General features: G+C 63.7%; 25 protein-coding genes. 9 read left to right on the top strand and 16 right to left on the bottom strand.

The genetic code is table 11. From position 1 onward, the window contains the following. Nucleotides 1-64: 64 nt before the first annotated feature. Both G6N78_RS04115 and dut read right to left on the bottom strand, forming a co-directional pair. Complete coding sequence (locus G6N78_RS04115) at nucleotides 65-679, bottom strand: LysE family translocator (protein ID WP_165215980.1); 615 nt, start codon at nucleotides 677-679, stop codon at nucleotides 65-67. A gap of 56 nt (nucleotides 680-735) precedes the next feature. Continuing rightward, the gene (gene dut / locus G6N78_RS04110; protein ID WP_165215979.1) at nucleotides 736-1,194 is read right to left on the bottom strand and encodes a dUTP diphosphatase; all 459 of its coding nucleotides are present in this window, start codon (nucleotides 1,192-1,194) and stop codon (nucleotides 736-738) included. 87 nt (nucleotides 1,195-1,281) lie between these two features. Between dut and G6N78_RS04105 the strand changes: the two genes are divergently transcribed. Continuing rightward, nucleotides 1,282-2,865: a peptide chain release factor 3 gene (locus G6N78_RS04105; protein ID WP_165215977.1), complete on the top strand. Its 1,584-nt coding sequence runs from the start codon at nucleotides 1,282-1,284 to the stop codon at nucleotides 2,863-2,865. A gap of 263 nt (nucleotides 2,866-3,128) precedes the next feature. On the opposite strand, the gene betC is transcribed toward G6N78_RS04105, so the two are convergent. Beyond that, on the bottom strand, nucleotides 3,129-4,643 hold the full coding sequence (betC, locus tag G6N78_RS04100) for a choline-sulfatase (RefSeq protein WP_165215976.1): 1,515 nt from the start codon (nucleotides 4,641-4,643) through the stop codon (nucleotides 3,129-3,131). Nucleotides 4,644-4,650: 7 nt separating this feature from the next. Continuing rightward, entirely contained in the window at nucleotides 4,651-5,601 is a 951-nt protein-coding gene (locus G6N78_RS04095; RefSeq protein WP_165215974.1) for a choline ABC transporter substrate-binding protein, read from the bottom strand. Between the two features lie 93 nt (nucleotides 5,602-5,694). Here G6N78_RS04095 and G6N78_RS04090 point away from each other — a divergent pair, with 93 nt between their 5' ends. Beyond that, nucleotides 5,695-6,597, top strand: a complete 903-nt coding sequence (locus G6N78_RS04090; RefSeq protein WP_165215973.1) for a choline sulfate utilization transcriptional regulator — start codon at nucleotides 5,695-5,697, stop codon at nucleotides 6,595-6,597. On the opposite strand, the gene otsA is transcribed toward G6N78_RS04090, so the two are convergent. After that, a complete protein-coding gene (otsA, locus tag G6N78_RS04085; protein WP_165215971.1) occupies nucleotides 6,555-7,979 on the bottom strand; it encodes an alpha,alpha-trehalose-phosphate synthase (UDP-forming) in 1,425 nt (474 codons plus the stop codon). The genes G6N78_RS04090 and otsA overlap by 43 nt on opposite strands. 23 nt (nucleotides 7,980-8,002) lie before the next feature. Further along, complete coding sequence (otsB, locus tag G6N78_RS04080) at nucleotides 8,003-8,809, bottom strand: trehalose-phosphatase (protein WP_165215970.1); 807 nt, start codon at nucleotides 8,807-8,809, stop codon at nucleotides 8,003-8,005. Between the two features lie 191 nt (nucleotides 8,810-9,000). On the opposite strand from otsB, the gene G6N78_RS04075 reads away from it, so the two are divergent. Beyond that, a complete protein-coding gene (locus G6N78_RS04075; protein WP_165215963.1) occupies nucleotides 9,001-9,795 on the top strand; it encodes a class II glutamine amidotransferase in 795 nt (264 codons plus the stop codon). A 6-nt stretch (nucleotides 9,796-9,801) separates the two neighbouring features. Here the strand turns inward: G6N78_RS04075 and G6N78_RS04070 are convergent, their stop codons facing one another. Further along, nucleotides 9,802-10,731: a LysR family transcriptional regulator gene (locus G6N78_RS04070; RefSeq protein WP_165215962.1), complete on the bottom strand. Its 930-nt coding sequence runs from the start codon at nucleotides 10,729-10,731 to the stop codon at nucleotides 9,802-9,804. Nucleotides 10,732-10,830: 99 nt separating this feature from the next. Here G6N78_RS04070 and G6N78_RS04065 point away from each other — a divergent pair, with 99 nt between their 5' ends. Both G6N78_RS04065 and G6N78_RS04060 read left to right on the top strand, forming a co-directional pair. Continuing rightward, nucleotides 10,831-11,397 carry a chromate transporter gene (locus G6N78_RS04065; protein ID WP_165215960.1) on the top strand — a complete coding sequence of 189 codons (567 nt, stop codon included), beginning with the start codon at nucleotides 10,831-10,833 and terminating at the stop codon, nucleotides 11,395-11,397. Then, nucleotides 11,394-11,921: a chromate transporter gene (locus G6N78_RS04060; RefSeq protein ID WP_165215958.1), complete on the top strand. Its 528-nt coding sequence runs from the start codon at nucleotides 11,394-11,396 to the stop codon at nucleotides 11,919-11,921. The genes G6N78_RS04065 and G6N78_RS04060 overlap by 4 nt, the downstream gene beginning before the upstream one ends. Nucleotide 11,922: 1 nt before the next feature. On the opposite strand, the gene coaBC is transcribed toward G6N78_RS04060, so the two are convergent. The 8 genes from coaBC to ubiE all read right to left on the bottom strand — a co-directional run bounded on the left by coaBC (nucleotide 11,923) and on the right by ubiE (nucleotide 21,106). Then, nucleotides 11,923-13,137, bottom strand: coding sequence for a bifunctional phosphopantothenoylcysteine decarboxylase/phosphopantothenate--cysteine ligase CoaBC (gene coaBC, locus G6N78_RS04055; protein ID WP_165215957.1), 1,215 nt, complete (start codon nucleotides 13,135-13,137; stop codon nucleotides 11,923-11,925). A 247-nt stretch (nucleotides 13,138-13,384) separates the two neighbouring features. After that, complete coding sequence (locus tag G6N78_RS04050; RefSeq protein ID WP_165215951.1) at nucleotides 13,385-14,668, bottom strand: TRAP transporter large permease; 1,284 nt, start codon at nucleotides 14,666-14,668, stop codon at nucleotides 13,385-13,387. Between the two features lie 15 nt (nucleotides 14,669-14,683). Then, nucleotides 14,684-15,139 carry a TRAP transporter small permease gene (locus G6N78_RS04045; protein WP_206531602.1) on the bottom strand — a complete coding sequence of 152 codons (456 nt, stop codon included), beginning with the start codon at nucleotides 15,137-15,139 and terminating at the stop codon, nucleotides 14,684-14,686. A gap of 47 nt (nucleotides 15,140-15,186) precedes the next feature. Further along, the gene (locus tag G6N78_RS04040; protein WP_165215948.1) at nucleotides 15,187-16,218 is read right to left on the bottom strand and encodes a TRAP transporter substrate-binding protein; all 1,032 of its coding nucleotides are present in this window, start codon (nucleotides 16,216-16,218) and stop codon (nucleotides 15,187-15,189) included. Between the two features lie 170 nt (nucleotides 16,219-16,388). Continuing rightward, nucleotides 16,389-17,195, bottom strand: a complete 807-nt coding sequence (locus tag G6N78_RS04035) for a COG3904 family protein (RefSeq protein WP_165215947.1) — start codon at nucleotides 17,193-17,195, stop codon at nucleotides 16,389-16,391. Next, nucleotides 17,192-18,529, bottom strand: a complete 1,338-nt coding sequence (locus G6N78_RS04030) for a hypothetical protein (RefSeq protein ID WP_165215945.1) — start codon at nucleotides 18,527-18,529, stop codon at nucleotides 17,192-17,194. Before G6N78_RS04030 ends, G6N78_RS04035 begins: the two co-directional genes overlap by 4 nt. Before the next feature lie 187 nt (nucleotides 18,530-18,716). Then, a complete protein-coding gene (gene ubiB, locus G6N78_RS04025; RefSeq protein ID WP_165215944.1) occupies nucleotides 18,717-20,291 on the bottom strand; it encodes a 2-polyprenylphenol 6-hydroxylase in 1,575 nt (524 codons plus the stop codon). A 38-nt stretch (nucleotides 20,292-20,329) separates the two neighbouring features. After that, nucleotides 20,330-21,106 carry a bifunctional demethylmenaquinone methyltransferase/2-methoxy-6-polyprenyl-1,4-benzoquinol methylase UbiE gene (gene ubiE, locus G6N78_RS04020; protein ID WP_165215942.1) on the bottom strand — a complete coding sequence of 259 codons (777 nt, stop codon included), beginning with the start codon at nucleotides 21,104-21,106 and terminating at the stop codon, nucleotides 20,330-20,332. Nucleotides 21,107-21,250: 144 nt separating this feature from the next. Here ubiE and mutM point away from each other — a divergent pair, with 144 nt between their 5' ends. The 4 genes from mutM to G6N78_RS04000 all read left to right on the top strand — a co-directional run bounded on the left by mutM (nucleotide 21,251) and on the right by G6N78_RS04000 (nucleotide 25,660). Then, nucleotides 21,251-22,141, top strand: coding sequence for a bifunctional DNA-formamidopyrimidine glycosylase/DNA-(apurinic or apyrimidinic site) lyase (gene mutM / locus G6N78_RS04015; protein WP_165215941.1), 891 nt, complete (start codon nucleotides 21,251-21,253; stop codon nucleotides 22,139-22,141). Between the two features lie 207 nt (nucleotides 22,142-22,348). Beyond that, nucleotides 22,349-22,615, top strand: a complete 267-nt coding sequence (gene rpsT / locus G6N78_RS04010) for a 30S ribosomal protein S20 (RefSeq protein ID WP_165215939.1) — start codon at nucleotides 22,349-22,351, stop codon at nucleotides 22,613-22,615. An 839-nt stretch (nucleotides 22,616-23,454) separates the two neighbouring features. Beyond that, the gene (gene dnaA, locus G6N78_RS04005; RefSeq protein ID WP_165215938.1) at nucleotides 23,455-25,041 is read left to right on the top strand and encodes a chromosomal replication initiator protein DnaA; all 1,587 of its coding nucleotides are present in this window, start codon (nucleotides 23,455-23,457) and stop codon (nucleotides 25,039-25,041) included. Nucleotides 25,042-25,066: 25 nt separating this feature from the next. Then, a complete protein-coding gene (locus tag G6N78_RS04000; protein WP_165215936.1) occupies nucleotides 25,067-25,660 on the top strand; it encodes a class I SAM-dependent methyltransferase in 594 nt (197 codons plus the stop codon). Here G6N78_RS04000 and G6N78_RS03995 read toward each other — a convergent pair. Then, nucleotides 25,657-25,860 carry a LysR substrate-binding domain-containing protein gene (locus tag G6N78_RS03995; RefSeq protein ID WP_165215935.1) on the bottom strand — a complete coding sequence of 68 codons (204 nt, stop codon included), beginning with the start codon at nucleotides 25,858-25,860 and terminating at the stop codon, nucleotides 25,657-25,659. The genes G6N78_RS04000 and G6N78_RS03995 overlap by 4 nt on opposite strands. Between the last annotated feature and the right edge of the window lies 1 nt (nucleotide 25,861).

Below are 25,861 nucleotides of genomic sequence, written 5' to 3'. Positions count from 1 at the left end.
GCGGTACGGACAACCGAGCAGACGGCGAAACAGGTCAGCGGAACGGATCCGGCAACACGCGGTGTCAGCGCGCGGCGATATAGGCGGCGGTGCCGGCCAGAATGCCGGCGGCGGATCGGTTGAGCGCCTGCAGCGTGCGCGGCTTTTTCAACAGTTCCCGCGCTTTCGAGGCCAGCAGGATATAGGGCAGGAGAACCGCAATCAGCACCACGAAGGTGGTTGCCACCAGCACGGCATAATCGGAGAGACCAACCTCCCTGAGCGGAATGAGGGTCGGCACCAGCGCCACGTAGAAGAGCATCGTCTTCGGGTTGCCGAGCGTCACCAAGAGGCCGGAAAGAAACGCCATGCCGCCGGTCGCGCCACCGCGCGTGGCCTCGATATCCTGTCGCAGAAGGCCGGCCGTCCAGAGCTTCCAGGCGATATAGCAGAGATAGGCGGCACCCAGATATTTGATGATCAGGAAGGGGGTCGTGAAGTTCTGGGCCAGAATGGCGAGACCCAGGATCACCGCAGTGAGGTAGACCAGATCGCCCAGGATCAGGCCGAGCCCCATGAAGAAGGTCGGCCGGAAGCCGGAACCGAGCGCGCGGGCGACAATCGCCGTCATTCCGGGTCCGGGAATGGCGGCCGCAATGAAGAGCGCGCCGGCATAGGTGATCAGCGATGTCAGGGTCATGGTGTTCGTCCTCCGACGGCATTGGTAATCCCGTCATGGGCAAGACGCAACGGTGATCAGACGCCGGTGGAGCCAAACCCGCCCGCGCCACGCACGGTCTCGCTGAAGCCGCCGGCTTCCTCAACGCGTGCCTGCACCACGGGGGAAACGACCAACTGCGCCACGCGCATGCCGCGCTCGATGACGAAGTCCTGGTCGCCGAGATTGACGAGCAGCACCTTCACCTCGCCCCGGTAGTCGCTGTCGATGGTGCCGGGCGTGTTGAGGCAGGTCACGCCGTTCTTGAAGGCGAGGCCAGAGCGCGGGCGGACCTGCACCTCGAAGCCTTGCGGGATCTCGAAGATGAAGCCTGTCGGCACCAGCGCCCTTTGCCCCGGCGACAGCGTCATCGGGGCGTCCACGGCGGCGCGGATATCCATGCCGGCGGCGCCGCCCGTCTCGTAGGAGGGCAGGTCGAGCCCTTCGCCATGCGGCAGGCGGATGAGTTTGAGGGCGGGGCCGATGACGTCGCGCATGAAGCGGTCTCCTTCAGTTGTCCCCGGTCAATTGCATATGCGGCCCGAAATCGCTAGATACGCGGCAACTCAAAGGATTTGCACATCATGGCAGAAAGCATTGCCGAGGCGGTTTCCCGCCGCCGCACCTTCGCGATCATCGCGCACCCGGACGCCGGTAAGACCACGCTCACCGAAAAGCTGCTGCTGTTCGGCGGCGCCATTCAGCTGGCCGGTGAAGTCAAGGCGAAGAAGGATCGCATCCAGACGCGGTCCGACTGGATGAAGATCGAGCGCGAGCGCGGCATTTCTGTCGTCACCTCGGTGATGACCTTCGAATACGAAGGCAATATCTTCAACATCCTCGATACGCCCGGCCACGAAGACTTTGCCGACGATACCTACCGCACGCTGACGGCGGTGGATGCCGCCGTCATGGTCATCGACGGCGCCAAGGGCATCGAGCCGCGCACGCTCAAACTCTTCGAAGTCTGCCGCATGCGTGATATCCCGATCATCACCTTCGTCAACAAGATGGACCGCGAAGCCCGCGATACCTTCGAGATCCTCGACGAGGTGGAGGAGAAGCTGGCGCTCGATACCGCGCCGATCACTTGGCCGGTCGGCCGCTCGAAGAATTTCTGCGGCTCCTACAATCTGGTCGACAGCACCTACCGCGGCAATGACACGCAGACCGAACCGACCAAGGTCAACGGCGCGCAAAGTGTTGCCGATCATCTGCCGGAAAACGAACGCCAGGCGTTCATCGACGAGCTGGAACTGGCGATCGAAGCCTGCCGCCCCTTCGATAAGCAGGCGTTTCTCGAAGGCCATCTGACACCGGTCTTCTTCGGCTCGGCGCTCCGGAATTTTGGCGTGCGTGATCTCATCAACGCGTTGGGTGATTTTGCGCCGCCGCCGCGCGATCAGGTGGCGGATATCCGCACCGTGCATGCCGCCGAAGACAAGATGACGGCCTTCGTCTTCAAGATCCAGGCGAACATGGACCCGAACCATCGCGACCGCATCGCCTTTGCCCGCATCTGCTCCGGCAAGCTGGAGCGCGGCATGAAGGCAAGGCTTGCCCGCACCGGCAAGCAGATGGGGTTGACCGCGCCGCAATTCTTCTTCGCCTCGCAGCGCCAGCTGGCGGATACTGCCTATGCCGGTGATGTGGTGGGCATTCCGAACCACGGCACGCTGCGCATCGGCGATACGCTGACCGAGGGCGAAAACCTGGTCTTCCAGGGCGTGCCGAACTTCTCGCCGGAAATCCTGCGCCGCGTGCGGCTGGAGGATGCCATGAAGGCGAAGAAGCTGAAGGAAGCCCTGCAGCAGATGGCGGAAGAAGGCGTCGTGCAGCTGTTTTCGCCGGAAGACGGTTCCCCCGCCATCGTCGGCGTCGTCGGCGCCCTCCAGCTCGACGTTCTGAAGGAGCGGCTCTCGGCGGAATACAGCCTGCCGGTCTCCTTCGAAATGTCGCGCTTCTCCGTCTGCCGCTGGATCTCGTCGGAGGACAAGGCGGAGATGGAGAAGTTCCTGACGGTCAAGCGCGGCGACATCGCCCGCGACCTCGATGGCGATCCGGTGTTTCTGGCGCAGGACGCGTTCTCGCTGCGCTACGAGGCGGAACGCTATCCGGCGATCAAGATGGTCGCGATCAAGGAATATCACGTCGCCAAGGCGGCGTGACGGCCTTCCCAAATCTCGTTGTCCGGGTCCTCGTTGTCCGGGTCAGTGTCTGCATCCACCGCGGCCACTTATTTTATCGTCATCCTCGGGCTTGACCCGAGGATCCATGCCGACAGCTAACTCGGTGCAAAAAGTCGTGTAGAATCGGATTGCTTCATGGATCCTCGGGTCAAGCCCGAGGATGACGAAGAGGGTGAGGCGAGCCCCAACGTCTGCCTCATATGCTGGCGACTTTTCCGCGGTAGACTGGTCGATGTTCAACGTCACTCCCCGCGCGGAAACCGCTGGTTCTCTTCCAGCACGTTGAGATCCATGTGATTGCGCATATAGCGCTCGGAGGCCTTTTGCAGCGGCTGGTAATCCCAGGGGAAATAGGCGCCGTTGCGAAGCGCCGGATAGACGACCCAGCGCCGCGCCTGGCTTTCGCGCACCGCCTCATCGAAACGCTTCAGATCCCAGCGCGCCCGCATGACGTCGGTCAGACGCTGCAGCGTCTCGGCATGTTCGGATCTGTCCGCCAGGTTGTCGCGCTCGTGCGGATCGTTTTCCAGGTCAAACAGCAGCGGCGGATCGGCCTCGCAGAGCGTCAGCTTGTAGCGGCCGTCGCGCAGACCGATGAGGGGCGCGATGGAGCCCTCGGCGGCATATTCCATCGGCACGGGCGAACGGCTGCCGGTGCCTGTTGCCAGGGGGGTCAGATCCTCGCCATCCGTCCAGCGGCGGATGCGGGAGAGATCCAGCCCGGCAAGGCTTGCGAGGGTCGGCGTCACATCGAGGGTCGAAACCGGCTGCGTCACGAGCGCGGGCGTCCAGCCGGGGGCTGCGATCATCAGCGGCACGCGGGCCGAGCCCTCGAAGAAGCACATCTTGAACCACAGACCCTTCTCGCCCAGCATGTCGCCATGGTCGGAGACGAAGAGGATGATGGTATCGCCCGCCATGCGCGTGCGCTCCAGCACGTCGAGGATCTCACCGATCTTGTCATCGACATAGGAGATATTGGCGAAATAGCCGCGCCGTGCGCGCCGCACCTGCTCCGGCGTGATGTCGAAGGCACGAACATCGCAGGCTTCCAGTAGGCGCTTGGAATGCGGGTCGAGGTCCGCGAACGCAGGGATCGGGCCGGGCGGGTCGAGCTCCGGACAGTCCTCGTAGAGGTCCCAGTATCTGCGGCGCGCCACGTAGGGGTCGTGCGGATGGGTGAAGCTGACGGTGAGGCACCAAGGGCGTTCGTCCTTGCGCCGTGACAGATCATAAAGCTTGGCGGTGGCGTGATGGGCCACCTCGTCGTCATATTCCATCTGGTTGGTGATCTCGGCGACGCCGGCGCCGGTGACGGAACCGAGATTGTGATACCACCAGTCGATCCGTTCGCCGGGCTTGGTATAGTCGGGCGTCCAGCCGAAATCGGCGGGATAGATATCGGTGGTCAGCCGTTCTTCGAAACCGTGCAACTGATCCGGCCCGACGAAATGCATCTTGCCGGAGAGGGCGGTGGAATAACCGGCCGCGCGCAGGTGATGCGCATAGGTCGGGATGTCGGAGGCGAATTCGGCGGCGTTGTCGTAGACGCGGGTGCGGCTCGGCAGCTGGCCGGACATGAAGCTTGCGCGGGCAGGGGCGCAGAGCGGGCTTGCGGTGTAAGTATTGGCGAAGCGCACGGAGCGCTTCGCCAACCCTTTCAGGTGGGGTGCCTGCAGGAACTCGGCGGGGCCATCGGGAAACAGCGTACCGTTGAGCTGGTCCACCATCAGGATCAGGATATTGGGCTGAGCCATGGCGGGATCAGAGGCCGAGCGCTGTCTTGACCGCCGGCAGGGCGGGCTTGCCGTCGAGCGTGGTAACGCCCGCGAGCCAGGGGTCCACCGCCTTCGGGTTTGCCTTCAGCCAGGCGGTGGCTGCGGCCTTCGGGTCTTCTCCGCCTAGGATCGCGCCCATCAACTCGTTTTCCATGCCGATCTCGAAATGCATGGCCTTGAACAGCGCCGCGGCATTGGGGCATTTGGCCGGCCAGCCGGTGCGCGCCAGCGTATAGACCTCTGCGCCACCGTAGTTCGCGCCGAAATAGGCATCGCCGCCGGACAGGTAGGTGAGCTTGAACTTGGTGTTCATCGGGTGCGGCGCCCAGGCGAGGAAGACGATGTCGCTCTTGTCGCGTCCGGCGCGCTCCACCTGCGCCAGCATGGCCTGCTCGCCGGATTCCACCAGGTCCCAGCCCTTGAGGCCAAAATCATTGGCGTCGATCATCTTCTGGATATTGGCATTGGCCGGCGCGCCGGGTTCGATGCCATAAATCTTCTTGCCGAACCCGTCCGCCTGTTTGGCGAGATCGGCAAAGTCCTTCACGCCCTTGTCCGCCACATAGGTCGGCACGGCGAGCGTGAACTTGGCGCCTTCGAGGTTCTTCGTCAGGATTTCGATGGCCTTGGCGCTGGTCAGATCGTCGATGAAGGCCTTCTGGGCCGGCATCCAGTTGCCGAGGAAAACGTCGATTTCGCCGTTCTTCATCGACTGGTAGCCGATCGGAACCGACAGCGTCTTCACATCGGGCTGATAACCGAGCGCGGAGAGGATGACGGAGGCCGTGGCATTGGTGGCGGTGATATCCGTCCAGCCGGGATCGGAGAGCCGGATGGTCTTGCAGGATGTATCGTCTGCGGCAAAGGCACTGGCGGCTGCGGCAAAGGAAAGGCTGATCCCGGCGAGAAGCCGGACAATGCGCGAAGTGGTTTTCATTGCAGTTCCCCATTTATTCGAGCAGTTTATTGAACTCGGGCTCAACTGGCCTGTGAAGGCGCTGTTTTTCAATCGCAGCCAAAAGGAGGCTTTATGGCAAACCGACCGCTTGATCTCGGTTGGATCCGGATGTTCTGCGAGGTCGGGCGAACCGGAAACCTGACGGTGGCCGCGGAAAGACTGGGTCTCAGCCAGCCGGCGGTGAGTTATCAGATCCGGCGGATCGAGGAACAGTTGCACATCCCGCTGTTCGAGCGGCAGCATCGTGGTGTGGCGCTGACGGCGGATGGCCGCCGGCTGTTCGACATCCTGTCGAAAAGCGTCGATGACGTGGACACGCTGGTGAAGGGCCTCCGGCAGCGGCCCCATCGTCCGGCCCTGCGCCTGCGAACCGATTATGCCTTTTCCACCCTCTGGCTGATGCCCCGTGTGCACGCCTTCCGCAGCCGCCATCCCGGTGCCGATATCCAGATCGTCGCGACGCATCGGGATGTCGGTCTGACGGTCGATGAAGGCGAGGTGGCCGTCGTGTTCGGCACGCGGGAGGAATTTGCCGCCATGGGCACACTGCTCATTCCGGAGAGGGTGGCGCCGGTCTGCACGCCGCGCTTCCTGGAGCGCCACGGGCCGCTTCAGCGCCCGGCGGAGATCGCCGCCGCCACGCTTCTGCATCTCGACACGATGGGCTCGGCCCCCTGGTTCGACTGGGGAAGCTACCTGAAGGCGCTCGGCACCAGCCATGACCTGCCGCCGGGACAGGGCGAGCTGTGCTTCAACACCTATGCGCTGGTCATTCAGGCCGCGCTTGCCGATCAGGGACTGGCGATCGGCTGGCTGGGACTTCTGGACCAGTTGATCGACAGCGGCATGCTGGTCTCTACCGGGCCAGAGCTGGCCGCGACCGACCGCGGCTACTGGCTGTTACCGCCCGAACAGGGCAGCGAAGGAACCGATCAGCTGTGCGCCTGGTTGAGGTCGGCGTTTTCCGCCGCGTAATCGGCCATGTCCGATGTGAGGTCGTGCAGGAAATCGTCGCACCAGCGTTTGACGTCGTAGGTCAGCAGGTGGTCCATCATGCCCTGCCAGCGCTGGATGCGTTCCTCGCGGCCCATGGTCAGGCCGCGGGCAATGGCATTGCCGGCTCCTTCGATATCGTAGGGGTTCACCAAAAGCGCACCACGCAGTTCACGGGCGGCGCCGGCAAAGCGGGAGAGAACGAGCACGCCCGGATCGTCCGGATCCTGGGCGGCGACGAATTCCTTGGCAACGAGGTTCATGCCGTCGCGCAAGGGCGTCACGAGGCCGACTTTCGCCAGCCGGTAGAGTCCGGCCAGTACCGGGCGCCCGATGGACCGGTTGATGTAGCGGATCGGCACCCAGTCCACCGCGCCCAGCGCGCCGTTCACCCGGCCCGCCTGTTCGGCCACCATGCGCTGCATCTGCTCGTATTCCGGCACTTCGGAGCGCGATTTGGGGGTGATCTGCAGATAGGTCACCTTGCCCTGATGGGCGGGATTGCGATTGATGAAGCTTTCATAGGCATCGATGCGCTGGGTAATCCCCTTCGAATAATCCAGCCGGTCCACCCCGATGATGAGATCGCGGTCTTCCATGCTCTGCCGCGCCTTGCGGACCATCACGCTGTTGGCGGCCTTCTGGGCGAATTCTGCGAAGGCGGCCGTTTCGATGCCGATGGGATAATGGCCGCCCTTGTAGGTGCGGCCGTGCGACTGGAAGAGGCCGTCGCCGATTGCATTGCCAAAGCCTTCGCGCACCAGGCAGCCGCGGAAGTTTTCAAGATCGTGATCGGTCTGGAAACCCACCAGATCATAATGGGTCAGCCCGCGCATGATTTCCTCATGAACAGGCATGGCAAACAGAACATCCGCCGGCGGCCAAGGAATATGCAGGAAGAAGCCGATCTTGTTCTTGAACCCCATCTGCCGAAGCTCCGCTGCGAGCGGAATGAGATGGTAATCGTGGACCCACAGGACGTCGTCCTCCCGGATCAGCGGCGCGACACGATGGGCAAAGAAACGGTTGACGCGAAAATAGCCGGTCATCTCCTTGCGGGCATATTCCGCCAGATCAAGACGGTAGTGGCAGATCGGCCAGAGAACGCGATTGGCAAAGCCGTGGTAATATTCCTCGACGTCCGTCTTCGTCAGATCCGTGAGCGCGTAGGTGATGTTGCCGCGCTCCGTCAGCGCAAGCGGAGCAGGGTCCTTCGTGCCGCTGGATTTGCCTGACCAGCCCATCCAGACGCCACCGCGCTCCTCAAGGGCCGCCTGCAGCGCCACGGCAAGGCCGCCAGCAGGCGCCGTGCCGTTTTTGTCCGGCATCGGAACGCGGTTAGAAATGACGACAAGTCGGCTCAAGGACAATGCTCCTTTTCAAGGGTTTAGCGGTCGCCTGGTTCGGCAAGATCCTTCAGGATCGCGCGAAGCGCCGCGGCAGAGGCGATGGTGGTCTGGGCAGCGGTCTCATCGCCCGGCTCACCAATGCGGATCGACAGGCCGCCCCGTTCGTTCGCGACCTTGAACATGGCTTCGTCCGTCAGGTCGTCGCCGATCGTGATGGGGATGCGCCCCTCAAACGGGCTTTCAGACAGGAAGGCGTGTACGGCCGCCCCCTTGCTGGCACGCGCCGGCCGGATCTCAATGACCATCTTGCCGCGCTGGAGCGCGTAATCCGGTCCGGCCTCCTCAAGAGCCGAACGCATCACGGCTTCCAGCGAAGCCTGCCATTCCGGCGCCTGGCGATAATGGGCAGCAACCGCGGCACCCTTGTCCTCGATCAGGATCCCCTTCCAGTCGGAGGTGACCCGCTCCAGCGACCGCTTCAGGGTGGTAAAACGCGGATCGGTGGTCAGGCCATCGATCGAGCCGTCGGCCCGCCGGCGCTCGGCGCCATGCAGGCCGGCGATCGGGAAGCTGAGAGGGTTGAACAACCCGTCTGCAAACACAAGCGCCCGGCCGGTGACAAGCGCCAGTGCCCCGTCCATCCGGCGGGAGAGGGCCTGCAGGTGGTCGCCAAGGTCCGGCGGCACGACAATCGCTTCCGGCCTCTCGGCCAGATCGATCAGGGTGCCATCGATGTCGAGAAAAAGAGCGTAGTCCCGCGGCCTGCCCTTCAGAATGTCAAGCGCCTGGCTGTCCGGTTGCGAAGCCTCGGCTTCGGCTTCACGTGATGCATCGGTCGGTAACATGTTTTGTGATGTAGGGGAGGCGTGCCGTATGGCAAGGGCGCATCTACCTGCAGGCGCGGTCATGATTCCGACATCTTGCTGCCGGAACGCCGTCAACGCAGATATGGGACCGATAACGATCGCTTAAGTTTTTAGGCCGATCTTTGAGACGTATTCGCCGCCCTGCGCGGCGCGGTGTGGAGCTGGAACGCATGTGCCGCTGGGCCGCCTATCGCGGGAATCCGCTTTATCTGGAGGAGCTTGTATCCTCTCCCGCCCACTCGCTCATCGAACAGAGCCATTGCGCCAGCCGTGCCAAGACCGCCACCAATGGTGATGGCTTCGGGATTGCCTGGTACGGCGATCACCCGGAGCCCGGCCGATACCGTGACATCCTGCCTGCCTGGTCGGATTGCAACCTGCGCAGCCTCGCCCGTCAGATCCGCTCGCCGCTGTTTCTCGCCCATGTGCGCGCCGCCACCAACGGCAGCACGCGGCGCGACAACTGTCATCCCTTCGTGCATGGGCGCTGGTCCTTCATGCACAACGGCCAGATCGCCGGGTTTGAAAAGATCCGCCGCAAGATGGAGGCCTATCTTTCGGACGATCTGTTCCATGCCCGCAGCGGCACCACGGATTCCGAAATGCTGTTCCTGCTGGCCCAGGAATTCGGCATGGCGAACGACCCGCTCGGTGCGGTCTCGCGCGCCATCGGCGTGATCGAACAACTGGCGGCGGAGCACGAGGTGAGCACGCTGGTGCGCTTCACCGCCGCTTTCTCCGATGGGCGCTCGCTCTATGCCATCCGCTATGCGACGGACCATCGGCCGCCGACGCTCTATGCCGCGCCCATGGGCGGCTATGGCGGCTACTGCCTCGTGTCCGAACCGCTGAACGACGACGTGGACGCCTGGACCGAAGTGCCGGACGGCAGTGCCGTGATCGTCAACGAGACCGGCTTGACCATGACCTCCTTTTCACCGGCAAAGCTCGCGGAAGCCGCTTGAAGCCGCTCAGCGGCCGGCTGCGGTTTCCAGCTGTTTTGCCCGGATCGTCACCTCCTGAATGAGGTTGGTGACGGCCGCGCGGGCCGGTTCCGGCCGCCAAGCGAGGTAGAGCGGTGCTGAGAGCCCGGACGTTTCCGAAAAGCGCCGGTAGGCGATACCGGAGGTTTCCAGCCGCGCCATGGATTCCGGAATGATCGAGACGCCAAGCCCGGCCGCCACGAGGCTGAGCGTGGAGGCGAGTTTCGGCGCATCCTGGCCGACTTTCGGGCTGAAACCCGCTGTCTGGCAGGCAGCGATGATGCGGTCATAAAGGCCTTGTCCGCTTTGGCGGCGGTAGAAGATGAAGGTTTCGCCGGCAAGATCCTTCAACTCGAGAAGCGCACCGTCCTGCTGCGGATCCGCCAGCGCGTGATCATCCGGCATGGCGAGAAGCATGTCTTCCTGGTGCACGTGCTCGACGGAGAGCTTAGCCGCCTCAAGGGTCACGCCGCGCAGAAAGGCGACATCCACCCGTCCGGCCAGAAGATCGGCCGTCAGTTCGTCGGTCGCCCCTTCCTCCAGTCGCAATGAAAGCTCCGGCAGCGAGAACCGCAACCCACGGACCGCGGACGACACCAGCGGATGAAAGGCCGCTGAGCTGGTAAAGCCGATGGAGAGTGCTCCGGTTTCCCCACGGGCCGCACGCTGCGTCTCCTCCACCGCATCGCTGAGGTCGGATAGGATCTGTCGCGCTCTTGCCATGAACACCTCTCCGGCATCGGTCAGCACCACGCCGCGGGGCAGCCGGTGAAACAGCGGTGTCCCCACCATGGCTTCAAGCGATCGGATCTGCTGGCTGAGCGGTGGCTGCTGAATGCCGAGCTTTTCCGCGGCGCGGGTGACATGCCCTTCGTCGGCGATGGCGACGGCGTAACGCAGATGCCGCATCTCGATCATTGTCATATCTCCAGAATATGGAAAGCAGAAGAACCATATATTGGACTTATGCGGTGCAGCCCGGTACTGGGTCAATCCAGTGATTGAAGGATTTTGGCCATGACCTCCATTGCCGATACGGGAGAGCGGGATCTCTCACCCCCAACCGCCCGCCAGATCTTCACCGGCTTTCTCGGCATTGGTCTCGTGGGCTTCGGCGGCGTGCTGCCGCTCGCGCGGCGCATGCTGGTGGAGGACAAGCGTTGGCTGAACCCGCAGGAGTTTTCCGATCTGCTCGGTCTCTGTCAGTTCCTGCCCGGCGGCAATGTCATCAATATCAGCGTGGCGGTCGGCATGAAGTTCCGCGGCTGGCGCGGCGCGCTTGCCGGCATCCTCGGACTCACTGCGGTTCCGACCGCTTTCGTCATCCTGCTTGGTGTCCTCTATGATCGTTATAGTGGCGACCCGCATGTGCAGCACGTGTTTGCGGGGCTGGCCGCGGCGGCTGCCGGCCTGCTGATCGGCATGGCCTGGAAGATGCTGAAGCCGTTGCTGGGAAAGCCCCAGGCACTCCTGGTGGTCGGTCTCCTGTTTGCGGCGGTCGCCATCTTCCGCCTGCCGCTGATCCTGGTCATGCTGGTGCTGGCGCCCTTTTCCGTGCTCCTCTCCTGGAGGAGTCCCCGATGATGGCGACCCTGATCGCGCTGGCGCTGATCTTCACCGAACTGTCGCTGATGGCCTTTGGCGGCGGTTATGCCGTGCTGCCGGAAATCCAGCGGCGCGTGGTGGAGGTGCAGCAGTGGGTCACCCCGGCGGAATTCAGCGCGCTGTTTGCGCTCGCCCAGGCGGCTCCCGGCCCGAACATGATGATCGTGCCGCTGATCGGCTGGCATGTGGCGGGCCTGCCCGGCCTGCTCGTCAGTTCGCTTGCCAAATTCCTGCCGTCCTCGCTGATCACCTGCCTTGCCGTCTCCGTCTGGGAACGTTTTCGCGATCGGCCCTGGCGGGCGGCGGTGCAGGCGGGGTTGCTGCCGGTCACGACGGGTCTGGTGGCCTCGAGCGCGGTCGTCATTACGCTCGCCTCGGTGACCGGCGTCTGGCTGGCCGTCCTGACGGGCGTGACTGCGGCGATCTCGATCCTCACCCGCGCCCATCCGGTCGCGGTGCTGGCACTCGGCGCCGTCGTCGGGCTCGCCGTCAGTTTCGTCTGACTTAGGCGGTCGGGGACAGACGGTCGGCAATCAGCGCGGCCAGACGGGTCGCCACCTCATCCTTGCTCAGATCCGGCCATTCCTCGATCCCGCTGTTGGAGATCAGCTTCACCCGGTTGCGGTCGCCGCCCATGATGCCGGTGGCCGGCGACACGTCGTTGGCAACGATGATGTCGGCGCCCTTCGCCTCCAGCTTCCGGCGGCCATTGTTTTCGACATCCTGGGTTTCCGCGGCAAAACCGATCACGAGGCCGGGCCTTTGCGTATGGTGGCCCAAGGTTTTCAGAATGTCGGGGTTTTCCGCCAGAGAAAGCGGCGCCGGCGGTTCGCCCGGCTGTTTCTTGATCTTCTGCCCGGCCGAGGAGACGACCCGCCAGTCGGCAACGGCCGCCACCATCACCGCGATATCGGCGGGCAGGCCGGAGAGCACGGCAGACAGCATCTCTTCCGCCGTCTCGACATGGGTGACCGCAACACCCGCCGGATCAGGAATGGTGACCGGCCCGGAAACCAGCGTCACATCCGCTCCCAGACGCGCAAGGGCGGCGGCAATCGCATGGCCCTGTTTACCGGAAGAGCGGTTGGCGATGTAGCGCACCGGATCGATCGGCTCATGTGTCGGACCGGAGGTGACGATCGCGCGCTTGCCGGCGAGCGGCTTGTCCTGTGGTGAGAGAAGCGCGATGGCCGCAGCGACGATCTCCAGCGGTTCGGCCATGCGGCCGGTGCCGGCCTCGCCGCTTTCGGCCATTTCGCCCTTCATCGGCCCGATCATCGAGACGCCGTCGGCCTTCAGGGTGTCGATATTACGTCGGGTGGGCGCGGCGTTCCACATCACCGGGTTCATGGCGGGCGCCAGCAGCACCGGTCGGTCGGTGGCCAGAAGCACCGCGCTCGGCAGGTCATCGGCCAGCCCATGCGCCATCTTGGCCATGAGATCCGCCGTGGCGGGCGCGACGACCACGAGATCGCACTCGCGGGCGAGGCGGATGTGGCCGACATCCTGCTCGTCCTCGCGGGAGAAGAGATCGGTATAGACATGGGAGGCCGACAGCGCACCGACGGCCAGCGGTGTCACGAACTCCTGCGCCGCGCGGCTCATCACCGACCTCACCGTTGCGCCCCGCTCGCGCAGGCGGCGGATGAGATCGAGGCTCTTGTAGGCGGCAATGCCCCCTGAGATGATCAGCAGAATGCGCTTGCCCTGAAGCTCCATGGGCCTCTCCCTGTGGTGTCGGGCAAGACGGTGACCGTCGATCCCCTCACCCCGCCTCCGCTTCGCTCGGCGGACCTCTCCCCAAGGGGAGAGGGGAACGCGACGCCGCAGCCTCCCCTTCTCCCCACGGGGAGAAGGTGCCCGAAGGGCGGATGAGGGGACATCAACGGTCGCCTGGAACCTTGCCCCCTATCGTGCCCCGGACCCTAAGCGCCTGACGCACAACATGCAATCGCCGGATGGGGACTTACATCTGCGAGGGAATGAAGAGCGCGAGCACCGGCACGAAGATGAGCAGCAGGATGCGCAGGAAATCCATCACCACAAAGGGCACGAGGCCGGAGAAGATCGTGCCGAGCCGCACGTCCTTGACCACCGAGCGCAGCACGAAGGCATTCATGCCGACCGGTGGGGTGATGTAGCTGATCTCGGTCACCACCACCACGAAGATGCCGAACCAGATGAGGTCAAAGCCGGCGCCCGCCACCACGGGATAGAAGATCGGCACGGTCAGCGTGATCATCGACAGGCTCTCGAACAGGCAGCCGAGCACCAGATAGATGGCGAGGATGATGAAGATGATCGCAAGCGGGCTCTGAAAGCCGGACAGCGCTCCCTGCAGGTCGGTGGCCATGCCGGACAGGTTGACGTAGTTGGTGAAGGTCAGCGCGCCGAACAGGATGAAGAACATCATCGCCGTGTTCTTCGCCGTTTCATAGAGCGTGCGGAAGGTCTCTTCCAGCTTGAAGCGGCCCTTGAGGATGGTGAGAGCCATCGCACCCGCCGCGCCCATGCCGGCGGATTCGGTGGCGGTGAAGACGCCGAGATAGATGCCGCCCATCACGAAGGTGAAGAGGATAAGCGCGCCGCTCACCCCGCGGGTCGCCTTCAGCCGCTCCTTCAGCGGCAGTTTCTCCTCGGTCGGCAGGTCAAGCCCGCGCAGCCTGACCGAGATGACGACGGCGGCCGCATAACCGGCCATGCCGATGAGACCCGGGATGATGCCGGCGAGGAACAGCTTGCCGATGTCCTGCTGCGCAATGATGCCGTAGAAGACCAGGATGACGGAGGGCGGAATGAGGATGCCGAGCGTGCCGCCGGCGGCAATCGAGGCGGTCGAGAGACTGTCCGGATAGCGATAGCGGCGCATGGAGGGCAGCGCGATCTTCGCCATGGTTGCGGCTGTTGCCAGCGACGAGCCGCAGACGGAGGAAAAGCCGCCGCAGGCGAGGATGGTGGCAATCGCCAACCCGCCCTTGCGGTGCCGCAGCCAGGCATGCGCCGCCTTGTAGAGATCATCCGCCACGCCGGACTGCACGACGAAATTGCCCATCATCAGGAACAGCGGCAGCACCGACAGCGAATATTCGCGGCCATTGTCGAAGAAGGTCTGACCCAGCAGCGCAAAGGCCGGCGCCATGCCGATGATCGACAGGGTGCCCACCACGCCGACCAGTGCCATGGCAAAGGCGATGGGCATGCCGGAAAACATCAGGGCCAGGAAGAGGAGGCAACCGATCGGCCAGCTCATGCGTCAACTTTCGGATCAGGAACGGGAAAAGACGTGCCGCAGCGTGATCAGACCCGCAACCAGCGTGGTGGCGGAGCAGAGATAGGCAAAGGGCGCGACGGGAAGCCGGAGGCTGACCGTCGTTTCCCCGTAGCTCGACAGGTCGTGGCCATAGGCGAAGAGCCGCCAGGCGACGACGAAAAGCACGATCGCCGACAACAGGCGGATGATGCCGCGGCGGATGGGCTGGATGAAGGCCGGCAGATGGTCCGTCACGAGATCGACGGTGACGTGATCCTCATCCAGGCAGACGGCGGGCAGCCCGATGAAGATGGTCGAGACCAGCAGCAGCGCCGTCAGTTCCGTCGCCCCCTGCAGCGGACTGTTCAGCAGGTAACGCCCCACCACGTCGATGAGCGTCACGAACATCATGGCAAACAGCATGATCCCGCAGATCACCGAGAGCAGACGGTGGGTCAACCGCGTACCCACCGATGAAGCGTGTCCCGCCGGTTGCCCGGAGGGCTTCGCTGATCCGCTCATTGGCCTTTGGCCGCCTTGGCGATCTCGCCCTTCATGAAGGAGAGCGCGGCCTGCACGTCAACGCCGGTCGCGGCGGTTTCGGCAAGCTTGGCATCGACGATCGGCTTCAGGGCGGTCTCGATGGCCTTCACCTGCTCCGGCGTGGCGGAGACGAGCTTGATCTTGCCGTCCATGGCCGCCTTGCCGGCATTGTCGGCCTTGTCCCAGGCCTTGCCGGCCAACCGTGCCAGCGCCTCGCCGGAGACGCTGTCGATCGCCTTCTTGTCGGCGTCGGACAGCGCTTTCCACTTCGCCTCGTTCATCACCACGTAGAAGGAGGTGTTGTAGAGGCCACCCGGCACGACGAGTGCCGTGTCCAGCATCGGGATCAGCTTGAAGAAGGCGACGGATTCGAACGGGAAGGTGATGCCGTCGGCAACGCCGCTGGACAGGATTTCATAGGTCTTGGAGGAGGGGCCTTCCACCGGCACGCCGCCCATGGCTTTCACGAGATCGGCGACGATGCCGCCGCCGACGCGCAGCTTGGCGCCCTTCACCGGCTCGGCGCCGGTGACATCGCGGCCCTTCATGAAGATCTGTCCGGGGCCGTGCGTGAAGACGCCCAGCACATGCACCTTGTCATATTCGCCGGCTTTGCGCAGGTCCTTGTCGAAGACGCGCCAGTAACCGACGGACACCGATTCCGCCGTATCGCCGAGGAACGGGATCTCGGCAATATTGGTGGTCTTGAAGCGGCCCGGATTGTAGCCCTGCACGCCATAGGTGATGTCGGCGACGCCGTTGACGGCGAAATCGAAATGCGCGGCCGGCGGCCCGAGCGGCGCCTGCATGATGTTGATCGTCACGCGACCTTCGGTCGCCTTCTTCACCGCCTCCGCATAGGGCTTCATCACGTCGGTGACGAGCGGATGGGTGGGCGGCAGCCAGTTGGCCATGTTGAGGGTGGTGTCTGCAAGCGCGGCGGTGGCGCCAAAGAGGGCGCAGGACGCGGTCAGGGCAAGGGCGGCGATGGTACGGGATAGACGCATTGGCTCACTGGCTCCGTTGTTCGGTTCAGCTGTTCCCGGGCCTCTTTGTTGAAGCCTCAAATTTTTATCTGATGCTGCGCAGTTGAACCGAAAAGGGCAGAAACTGCAAGCGGTCTTTCACGCCTGGAGGAGCAGAAAAGGCGGGCTGTACGTCGAGGAGGGAGGTGCCGTTATTTCTTCCGTGCCACCGGCTGTGGCGGGGGGGCGGAAGTGACGAGCTTGAACGCCTTCAGCTCCGCCTCCGTCAGGTAATAGAGCCGGTCCGGTGGGGTTTCCAGCGCGTGGAACCAGAGGCCAGGGCCGATCCCCATCTCCTGCAGGTGGCGGGCAACGCGCGCCGTCGTCGCCTGGGCGCTCGACATCGCCTCTTCCGGCGAAGGCCGCTCCCGGCTGCCGTTGAAGACCTGGTGGACGCCGATCACCGCGTCCTTCTCCGCCTCGCGCGTCACCCCGCCCGCCATGACGATCGGGCAGGAGGAGGCACACAGTGCGCCCGTCGTCACGCGGGTCGTCAGCTTCTTCTCGCGGATGAGGGAGGAGATCGCGACCGCATCGTCCACGGCGCCGCCCGGAGAATTCAGCAGAACCGTTTTCACATATTCGCCGCGCGCTTCGATTTCCGTCTGGAACCGGGCCGCGGCACCCGGATCGATCGCGCCCTCGGCGAGAAGGATCCCGCCCGGCTGCAGCTCGAAGCGGATCGGCTGGCGCAGGCGCTCGGAAGGCGTCGTCGGCTCGACGGGTGGGGCGTGCGGTTTGCCGTCGGTGAGTGCCGGCGGCAGCACCGGCTGGTCCGTCTGTAGGGGGTCATGACCGGGCATCGCCGTTTCGGCCTCACCGGCCAGTTCACGCAGGTCGATCACCACGAAGAGGGCTGCCGTGGCGAGAAGCCCATAGAAGGCACCGCGCATCAGCACGCTGTCATCGGCGCGGGCAAAGGCTTGCCAGGCTTTGGAGGCGGCTGCCGCTGGTTTCATGCCCCCGGGCCCTTGCGCGGCAGCTTGCTGATCTCGAGGCTGGTCACCTTGCCTTCGTCCTCGCTCTCGGTGGAGTTCGGTTCCGGAGGCGCGGAGGGCGCGGCCTGCCGTTCCTCTGCCTGGCGAACGACCTCGTGCAGATCGACGCCGCGGGCATTCAGCGCCCGCTGAACCTCCAGCGCCTCCAGCAGTTCGGCGGCCGTGATGCGCTCGGCAAAGGGCATGCGGCTTTCCTGCCGGCGGATCACGCCATGCACGGTCGCCAGAATGAAGACGAGCACGGCGGGCAACAGGTCGATGGAGATCGCGCCGGCCCAGGCCGGAATGAAGTCGCTGGCGTAACGCAGCACGGCTTCGGCCGAGGAGAGCGGCACGAAACGGCGCTCGGCGACCGGCGGGCGGTTGAGGATATCGTCCGCGGCCTCCGCCAGCACCTTCGACTGGGCGGCCACGGACGCCCGGATCGTTTGCATCACCTGGTCCTGGCGATTGGCAAGATCCGCCTGCCGGCCATCGGCGACCGGGGCGATGAAGCCGAGCGACAGATCATCCGCGGCGCGGCGGATCGAAGGCGCAATCGAGGTCTGGTTGAGCGAGGTGATGACGCCCGTCAGCGCCACGACTTCGGAGGAAAACTGATCGGCGCGGGGAGATATCGCGCCCGGTGCCGAAACGAGCGTGCGCATGGTTTCCAGCCGCTTCTGGCCCTGGCCAAACAGGGTCGCCACCTGCTCGCGCGAGGCAACGATGCCCGTTTCCAGTTCCTTCAGCTGGGCCGACATCTGGCTGAGCAGCTGCACGACACTGCCCGCACCCGTGGTGCCTGTCAGCGCGCCGGACTGCCGCTCGTCGTCTGCCAGCTGCGCGAACCGCTCGGAGGCGCGCTGGATGTCGGGCAGCAGGCTTTGCGCGGCAAGCGCATTCTGGTGCGCCCGGTCGAGATCGGCGGTATACCCTTCCACGGTTTCGGCGAGATGCTGTTCGAGCGCTGCCGAACCGGCAAGGGCTGCCGCATTCAGCCAGCTCGACATGGCAATGATCATCGCGCAGCCGAGCGCCATGACGCCGATCATCGCACCGCGGGCGGAAGGGCCGGTCACATGCGGAAAGAACCGCGCCATGTAGGACCAGAAGGCGTAGATCGCGACCGAGACGGAGCCGGAATAGATGATGGCGGCGAAGAAGACCGCGGTCGGCGAGCCGTCGAGAATGCTGCGCACCCCGAGATAGGTGTAGACGCCGGAGGCAAGTGCCAGAACGGCCAGCGCAAAGCGCGTCATGGTTTCAACGGCGGCCACCCCGTCGTGCAGCCGATGCGATGCGCCCAGCGCCATTCACGCTCTCCTCATGAAATGATGCTTAACAAACCATGAAGAAGGGGGCGAAATGAAGGCCCCACCCGCCACCTGGCGGATCTATCTCTGAACACGGTAAACGCGTAGGCTGCGAGACGGATGATGATGAAGAGATCTGCGTCCATCTTCGCCGCAGCCTGAAAGGCGCAGAGCTCGTGCCTGCCGATCAGCTCACCTGAACGGCGATATAGATCAGCGTTGCAGCGATTACCCAGAGGGCCGCGCGGCCCCAGCGGCTGTGTTTGGCTTCCGCCTTGCCGATCGCTTCCGCTGTCTCGCCGTCGAAGCGCACGCCGTGTTCGGTCATGTGCAGCAGCTGCTGGTGGAACTTTTCCGTCTTGGCGGCGATTTCCGGGGCGGCTTCCGCGAGCTTCACGGCAGCCTTCAGGCCGTCGCGCAGATCCGTTGCAATGCGTTTGGGGCCCAGATTGTCGCGGATCCAGCCGCCGACGACCGGTTCTGCCGCGCGCCACATGTTGAAGCGCGGATCGAGCATGCGCGACACACCCTCCACCACCACCATGGTCTTCTGCAGCATGATGAGTTCCGGCCGCGTCTGCATCTCGAAGAGGTCGGTCACCTCGAAGAGCAGCGCCAACAGGCGGGCCATGGAAATGGTTTCCGCCGGCTGGCCGTGGATCGGCTCGCCAATTGCGCGGATCGCCTGGGCAAAACTGGCCACATCGTGGTGCGAGGGCACGTAGCCTGCTTCGAAATGCACCTCTGCCACACGCAGGTAATCGCGGGTGATGAAACCGTAGAGGATTTCGGCGAGGAAACGCCGTTCCTTTTTGCCGAGCCGGCCGACAATGCCCATGTCCACCGCGACGATGATGCCGTCCGGATCAACGAACAGATTGCCGGGATGCATGTCCGCGTGGAAAAAGCCGTCGCGCAGCGTGTGGCGCAGGAAGGACTGGATCAGCGTTTCGGCAAGCTTCTCGAGATCGAAACCGGCGGCGCGCAGGCCCTCGATGTTCGACATCTTGATGCCGTCGATCCATTCCATGGTGATGACGTCGCGCCCGGTGCGCTCCCAATCCACCTGGGGCACACGAAAGCCCGGATCGTTCTTGGTGTTTTCGCCGATTTCGGAAAGGGCCGCGGCCTCAAGGCGCAGGTCCATTTCCAGCTTGGTCGTCTGTTCCAGCGTGCGCGTGACTTCGACAGGCCTGAGGCGCCGCGTGGACGGCAAAAGCCGCTCCTGCATGCGGGCCATCAGGTACATGCTCTCGATGTCATGGGCAAAGCGCTGGCGCACGCCCGGGCGCACCACCTTGACCGCCACCTTGCGCTCGCCATCGGGATGGGAGACGGCGGCGGGATGCACCTGTGCGATCGAGGCGGCCGCGATCGGCTCGTCGAAACGGGCATAGAGGTCGCTGATGGAACGGCCGAGCGACAACTCGATCGCCGACTTCGACGTGTCCGTCGGGAAGAAGGCCATGCGGTCCTGGAGCATGGAGAGATCGAGCGCCCAATCGACGCCGACCACATCCGGGCGGGTGGCGAGGAACTGGCCGATCTTCACATAGGAGGGGCCGAGGCGATCGACCGCGTTGGTGAGCCGCACGCTGCGGCTTTCCTGGATGGAGGCTGGGCGGGTGAAGATCTGCGCGACCGATTTGGCAAGGCCAACGATCGGCGGCAGGCCCTGTGTCGGCAGGGCCGCCACGACGCCTTCGCGCACCAGCACCCAGCCGACGCGGGCAAGCCGAAAATAGGCGCCGATCGTGCTCATGCCAAAACCTTCATTCCGCCAGCGCTTCTATCCATGCGTCAGAGTTTCCAGCCGGAATGCAGCGCGGCAATGCCGCCGGTGAAATTCGTATAGGTGACGCGCGAAAAACCGGCGGCGCGGATCATCCGGGCAAAATCCTCCTGGTTCGGAAACTTGCGAATCGATTCCACCAGATACTGGTAGGGTTCGGCGTCACCGGTGATCATCTTGCCGAACTGCGGAATGGCCCGGAACGACCACTCGTCGTAGAAACGGTCGAGCAGCGGCATTTCGACTTCGGAAAACTCGAGCACGAGAATGCGCCCGCCGCGCTTCAGCACGCGAAACGCTTCCGACAGCGCCACATCGATGCGCGGCACGTTGCGGATGCCAAACGCGATCGTATAGGCATCGAAGGTGCCGTTCTCGAAGGGCAGTTCCTCGGCATTGGCTTCGACGAAGGTGAGGTTTTGGGAGAGCTTGCGCTTGGCGGCGCGCTCGGCACCGACGTCCAGCATGGACCCGTTGATATCGAGCACGGTTGCCTGCGCCTGCCGGCCGGAGGCTTCGACGATCCGGAACGCGATGTCACCGGTGCCGCCTGCCACGTCCAGCACCTTGTAGGACGGGTCCTTGCGCGGGTTGAGGCTTGCCACCATCGCATCCTTCCAGACGCGGTGCATGCCCGCCGACATCACGTCGTTCATGATGTCGTAGCGCTTGGCGACCTTGTGGAAGACCTCGTTGACGAGACCCTGCTTTTCGCCCTGGCCCACTTCGCGGAAGCCATAGGAGGTTTCCATTCCACCGTCAGCAGAGGTCCGGCTGTCAGCCATGCGATCTGATCCTCATCCGTGTCGTCACTGCCGGCGACCATAGCGAAGCCGGCCGGGCGATACTATCTCTTGTCGTGCTTGCGGCACTATGGCGCTGGTCTATAGAGGCAGACCGCCATGTTGGAAACAGGAACTTAGGAACTCATGCCCGAATTGCCAGAGGTGGAGACCGTTCGTCGCGGTCTGGCCCCGACCATGGAACAGGCGCGTCTGGAGCGTCTGGAGACACGCCGCCCGGATTTGCGGTTTCCCCTGCCGGACCAGTTTTCAGAACGGGTCAGTGGCCGCACGATCATCGGGCTTGGACGGCGGGCGAAATACCTCCTGATCGATCTCGATGACGGCATGACCATCATTGCCCATCTTGGCATGTCCGGCTCCTTCCGGATCGAGGAGGCGGGGCCGGCGGAAATTCCCGGCGATTTTCACCATCCGCGCTCGAAGGATGAGAAGCACGATCATGTGCTGTTTCACCTGACGAAGGGCGACCGGTCGCTTCGCGTCATCTACAATGATCCGCGGCGTTTCGGTTTCATGCATCTGTGGGCCCGCAGTGAGCTCGATCTCTATCCCGCCTTTGCCGGGCTGGGGCCGGAACCGACCGGCAATCTGCTCGACGCGGAGTATCTCGCTGCCCGGTTCCGCGATCGTATCCAGCCGCTGAAGGGCATGCTGCTCGACCAGACGGTGATTGCCGGCCTTGGCAATATCTATGTATGCGAGGCGCTGTGGCGTTCGGGCCTCTCGCCCAAACGCAAGGCGGGCACGCTGGTGACGAAGGCAGGAAAGCCGAAGCCGGAACTCATGGCGCTGACGGTCGCCATTCGCGAGGTGATTGCCGATGCGATCGCCGCCGGCGGCTCCTCGCTGCGCGACCATATCCAGACGGACGGCTCGCTTGGCTACTTCCAGCACAGCTTTTCCGTCTATGACCGGGAGACGGAACCCTGCCGGCGGGAAGGCTGCGGCGGCATCGTCAGCCGGCTCGTCCAATCCGGCCGCTCCACCTTCTTCTGCGAAACCTGCCAGAAATGAATCGCAAATCAGCGGCTTGGGGCGGTTACTTTGCTGCAAGCGTGAAAATGCGCGTTGACTGAAGGCCGTTATGGGGCTATATCGCCGCCCACAGTTGGGAAAGCCTTCGACGGCTTCCTCTATTGCTCCCGAATTGCTGGAAGACAGGTCGCATGGACCCGGCGCGGCGACGGCGGAGTTTTGGTTCGAATTCGTAGAGAGGCATACATGGCCAATACAACTTCGGCGAAAAAGGCGACCCGCAAGATCGCACGCCGCACCGACATCAACAAGGCGCGCCGCTCGCGCGTTCGTACGTTCATCCGCAAGGTTGAAGAAGCCATCGCATCGGGCGACGTGGCCCAGGCAGCCGAAGCGCTCCGCGCGGCTCAGCCGGAAATCCAGCGTGCTGCCACCAAGGGTGTGATGCACGGCAACACGGCCTCCCGGAAGGTGTCCCGTCTGGCGGCCCGCGTGAAGGCCCTGACGGCTTAATTTCGTCATAAACGACTGTCATGAATTCAAGCCCGGTCATCGACCGGGCTTTTCGTGATTCTCACCCGTGAGAAATCGCGGTCGCATCTCTTTGTCGCTGCGATGACAAGGGGATGACAATAAAAAGAAATAAAATTCAATCACTTGCGGGAGGATGCTCGCAATTGAACAGGTTTGCAGCGGGCCTTGATGCCCCTCATGTGAGTCAAGCGAATTTTATTTTTTGACCCTTCACAACGGTCGCCACACAGGCCGAAAATTGAATCTCTTTGATTCGACTGAGATTCTCTGAGGGGGGGGTGCTCCCGAGTCAAATTAGGCCCTCAGAGTCAACGCCGGCCCACTCCTTTTGCCGAAAATTCATCGTTGATCTCGCCTGCCGATCCTGCCTTAATGAGCCTCAGCAAGGGCGCGGGGACTTTCCCGGAAGGCAGGTGTGCAGACTGGAATTCCAGCAGCATCCGTCTTGTCGTTTTTGCAACGGGCCAAGGTAACTTCCCGTTTTCTTCTTGTAACTTTGGGTTGTTCGCCGGTTCCTGTCGAGGATTCCGGGGGCTGGCTTTTTGTGTCGGGCACAGGGCGTTGTGCCGAAGGAAGGGAGACGAAGATCGAGGCTGGTGGCGCCAACGCGAGGGGGTGTCATCGGACCGGATGCATGGGGAGCATCCAAGACGGCCGAAAGGCCGTGATCAATCCTGCAGGTCATGCGGGATCAAAGAAACAAAGGCGAGGGTGGTATGTTCGGGCGAGGCGAACAGGCTGACCTGCCTTAAAGAGCAAGACTACCCGGCGGGCGGATGACACGCACCGGCGGGCAACGATTGAGAAGGCGGCACAGAATGCAGATGAATACGGTTTCGGCCCGGACGCTGGAGAGTGGGAACCAGGCGCCCGAGGCACGCGGTTCAGTATGCTCCACGTTGGCAGGAGAAAATTCCGAAATGAAGCATAACGCCCTGTTTGAGCGCTTCAGCGCACGCTTGAAGGCTCAGGTAGGTCCGGAAGTGTATGCAAGCTGGTTCGCACGCCTGAAGCTGCATTCGGTTTCCAAGAGTGTTGTGCGTCTGACGGTGCCGACGACGTTTCTGAAGTCCTGGATCAACAACCGTTACCTGGACCTCATCACCACCATCTTCCAGGCGGAAGATTCCGAAATCCTGAAGGTCGAGATTCTGGTGCGCACGGCAAGCCGCGCTGCTGCTGCCCGTCCGGCCGTTGAAGAGCGCGCAGCGCCCGCAGCCGACATTGCACCGGTGCAGACGCCGCGCCGCACCGGCATGCGGGAGATCGGCCAGATCGCCACCTTCCCGACCGCGGCCCCGTCGACCGGGCAGTCCAACCCGTCGGCCCGTCCGTCGTCCTCGGCCGGCCCGCTCTTCGGCTCGCCGCTCGACAGCCGCTACACATTCGAGACCTTCGTCGAAGGTCCGTCGAACCGCGTGGCACTCGCTGCCGCCAAGACGATTGCCGAAGCCGGCGCCAGCGCCGTGCGCTTCAACCCGCTCTTCGTCCATGCTGGCGTCGGTCTCGGCAAGACGCATCTCCTGCAGGCGATCGCCAATGCCGCCGTCAACAGCGACCGCAATCCGCGCGTCGTTTACCTGACCGCCGAATACTTCATGTGGCGGTTCGCCACCGCGATCCGCGACAATGACGCGCTGACGCTGAAGGAATCGCTGCGCAACATCGATCTCCTGATCATCGACGATATGCAGTTCCTGCAGGGCAAGATGATCCAGAACGAGTTCTGCCATCTTTTGAACATGCTGCTCGACAGCGCCAAGCAGGTGGTGGTTGCCGCCGACCGCGCCCCCTGGGAGCTGGAATCGCTCGATCCGCGCGTCCGTTCGCGTCTGCAGGGCGGTGTGGCGATCGAGGTGGAGACACCGGATTACGAGATGCGTTTCGAGATGCTGAAGCGCCGCCTGGACATCGCGCGCCAGGACGATCCGGCGCTCGATATTCCCGACCAGATCCTCGACCACGTGGCTCGCAATGTTGCCAATTCCGGCCGCGAGCTGGAAGGCGCCTTCAACCAGCTGATCTTCCGCCGCTCGTTCGAACCGGAACTGTCGATCGAGCGTGTCGATGAACTCCTGGCGCATCTGGTCGGCGCCGGCGAAGCCAAGCGCGTGCGCATCGAAGACATCCAGCGCATCGTCGCCCGTCACTACAACGTGTCGCGCCAGGAACTGGTGTCGAACCGCCGAACCCGCGTCATCGTCAAGCCGCGCCAGATCGCCATGTATCTGTCGAAGACGCTCACGCCGCGCTCCTTCCCGGAAATCGGCCGTCGTTTCGGTGGCCGTGACCACACGACCGTGCTGCACGCCGTGCGCAAGATCGAGGAACTGATCTCGGGTGACACCAAGCTCAGCCACGAGATCGAGCTGCTGAAGCGGTTGATCAACGAAAACAACGCCTGAACGGGCTCGGGCGGAGAGAGGCGGCATGACGGAAAAGACCGGAGAGACCGCCTCTTTTTATGCCCGCAAGGCGGCAAGCTATGCCGCAGATACCGGTGCCTATCCCGCCTCTCCCAATCTGCAACGTTTTGCCGCCCGCCTGCCTGCAGGCGCGCGGATCCTCGAACTGGGCTGCGGCAGCGGGCGCGAAAGCGCCTGGATGCTGGCGCAGGGACTTGATGTTCATCCAACGGATGGCATTGCCGAAATGGCGACGGAAGCATCAGTCCGCCTCGGCATTCCCGTTTCTGTCCTGCCCTTCGACCAGATCGAAGCGGTGGCAGCCTATGACGGTGTCTGGGCCAATGCCTGCCTGCTGCATGTGCCGCGGGTGGATCTTCCCGACATTCTCCAGCGCATCCGGCGGGCGATGACGCCGGGTGCCGTGTTTTATGCCAGCTACAAGGCCGGTGGCGGCGAGGGCACCGATCGCTTCGGCCGCTACTTCAATTATCCGGACGAAGGTTTTCTACGCACGGCCTATGGGCCGGACTGGACGGAGCTTCTGGTCGAGGCGGCGGAAGGCTCCGGTTACGACCGCGTGCCGACACCCTGGCTGCATGTGTTTGCGCAGGCTTAAGGGCGATCAGCCTCTGCGCGCAGCCAGTCGCGGACGGTCTTGACGGAGGCCCGGTCCAGAGCGTCCGGCGGATAGACGAGGTAATAGGCAAACCGGCTTGCGGCGGGGCGCCGGAAGGGTGCGACAAGCCGCTTTTCCGCGAGATCACGTGCCGCAAAGCTTTCCCGGACGAGCGCGAAACCGAGACCCGCCCGCGCCATC

It is taken from the genome of Allorhizobium pseudoryzae (assembly GCF_011046245.1).
Lineage (GTDB): Bacteria > Pseudomonadota > Alphaproteobacteria > Rhizobiales > Rhizobiaceae > Neorhizobium > Neorhizobium pseudoryzae.
Note: the sequence above shows the minus strand (reverse complement) of the source record. Positions and strands in the feature narration are given on the sequence as shown.

Coding starts and splice junctions, on each gene's coding strand:
- G6N78_RS04060 (WP_165215958.1), top strand. CDS start 11,394: ATGATGGCGACCCTGATCGCGCTGGCGCTGATCTTCACCGAACTGTCG.
- G6N78_RS04070 (WP_165215962.1), bottom strand. CDS start 10,731: ATGATCGAGATGCGGCATCTGCGTTACGCCGTCGCCATCGCCGACGAA.
- G6N78_RS04090 (WP_165215973.1), top strand. CDS start 5,695: ATGGCAAACCGACCGCTTGATCTCGGTTGGATCCGGATGTTCTGCGAG.
- G6N78_RS04035 (WP_165215947.1), bottom strand. CDS start 17,195: ATGAAACCAGCGGCAGCCGCCTCCAAAGCCTGGCAAGCCTTTGCCCGC.
- ubiB (WP_165215944.1), bottom strand. CDS start 20,291: ATGAGCACGATCGGCGCCTATTTTCGGCTTGCCCGCGTCGGCTGGGTG.
- dut (WP_165215979.1), bottom strand. CDS start 1,194: ATGCGCGACGTCATCGGCCCCGCCCTCAAACTCATCCGCCTGCCGCAT.
- rpsT (WP_165215939.1), top strand. CDS start 22,349: ATGGCCAATACAACTTCGGCGAAAAAGGCGACCCGCAAGATCGCACGC.
- G6N78_RS03995 (WP_165215935.1), bottom strand. CDS start 25,860: ATGGCGCGGGCGGGTCTCGGTTTCGCGCTCGTCCGGGAAAGCTTTGCG.
- G6N78_RS04075 (WP_165215963.1), top strand. CDS start 9,001: ATGTGCCGCTGGGCCGCCTATCGCGGGAATCCGCTTTATCTGGAGGAG.
- G6N78_RS04040 (WP_165215948.1), bottom strand. CDS start 16,218: ATGCGTCTATCCCGTACCATCGCCGCCCTTGCCCTGACCGCGTCCTGC.
- G6N78_RS04095 (WP_165215974.1), bottom strand. CDS start 5,601: ATGAAAACCACTTCGCGCATTGTCCGGCTTCTCGCCGGGATCAGCCTT.
- ubiE (WP_165215942.1), bottom strand. CDS start 21,106: ATGGCTGACAGCCGGACCTCTGCTGACGGTGGAATGGAAACCTCCTAT.
- coaBC (WP_165215957.1), bottom strand. CDS start 13,137: ATGGAGCTTCAGGGCAAGCGCATTCTGCTGATCATCTCAGGGGGCATT.
- mutM (WP_165215941.1), top strand. CDS start 21,251: ATGCCCGAATTGCCAGAGGTGGAGACCGTTCGTCGCGGTCTGGCCCCG.
- G6N78_RS04000 (WP_165215936.1), top strand. CDS start 25,067: ATGACGGAAAAGACCGGAGAGACCGCCTCTTTTTATGCCCGCAAGGCG.
- G6N78_RS04115 (WP_165215980.1), bottom strand. CDS start 679: ATGACCCTGACATCGCTGATCACCTATGCCGGCGCGCTCTTCATTGCG.
- G6N78_RS04065 (WP_165215960.1), top strand. CDS start 10,831: ATGACCTCCATTGCCGATACGGGAGAGCGGGATCTCTCACCCCCAACC.
- G6N78_RS04030 (WP_165215945.1), bottom strand. CDS start 18,529: ATGGCGCTGGGCGCATCGCATCGGCTGCACGACGGGGTGGCCGCCGTT.
- G6N78_RS04050 (WP_165215951.1), bottom strand. CDS start 14,668: ATGAGCTGGCCGATCGGTTGCCTCCTCTTCCTGGCCCTGATGTTTTCC.
- dnaA (WP_165215938.1), top strand. CDS start 23,455: ATGCAGATGAATACGGTTTCGGCCCGGACGCTGGAGAGTGGGAACCAG.
- G6N78_RS04105 (WP_165215977.1), top strand. CDS start 1,282: ATGGCAGAAAGCATTGCCGAGGCGGTTTCCCGCCGCCGCACCTTCGCG.
- betC (WP_165215976.1), bottom strand. CDS start 4,643: ATGGCTCAGCCCAATATCCTGATCCTGATGGTGGACCAGCTCAACGGT.
- otsB (WP_165215970.1), bottom strand. CDS start 8,809: ATGTTACCGACCGATGCATCACGTGAAGCCGAAGCCGAGGCTTCGCAA.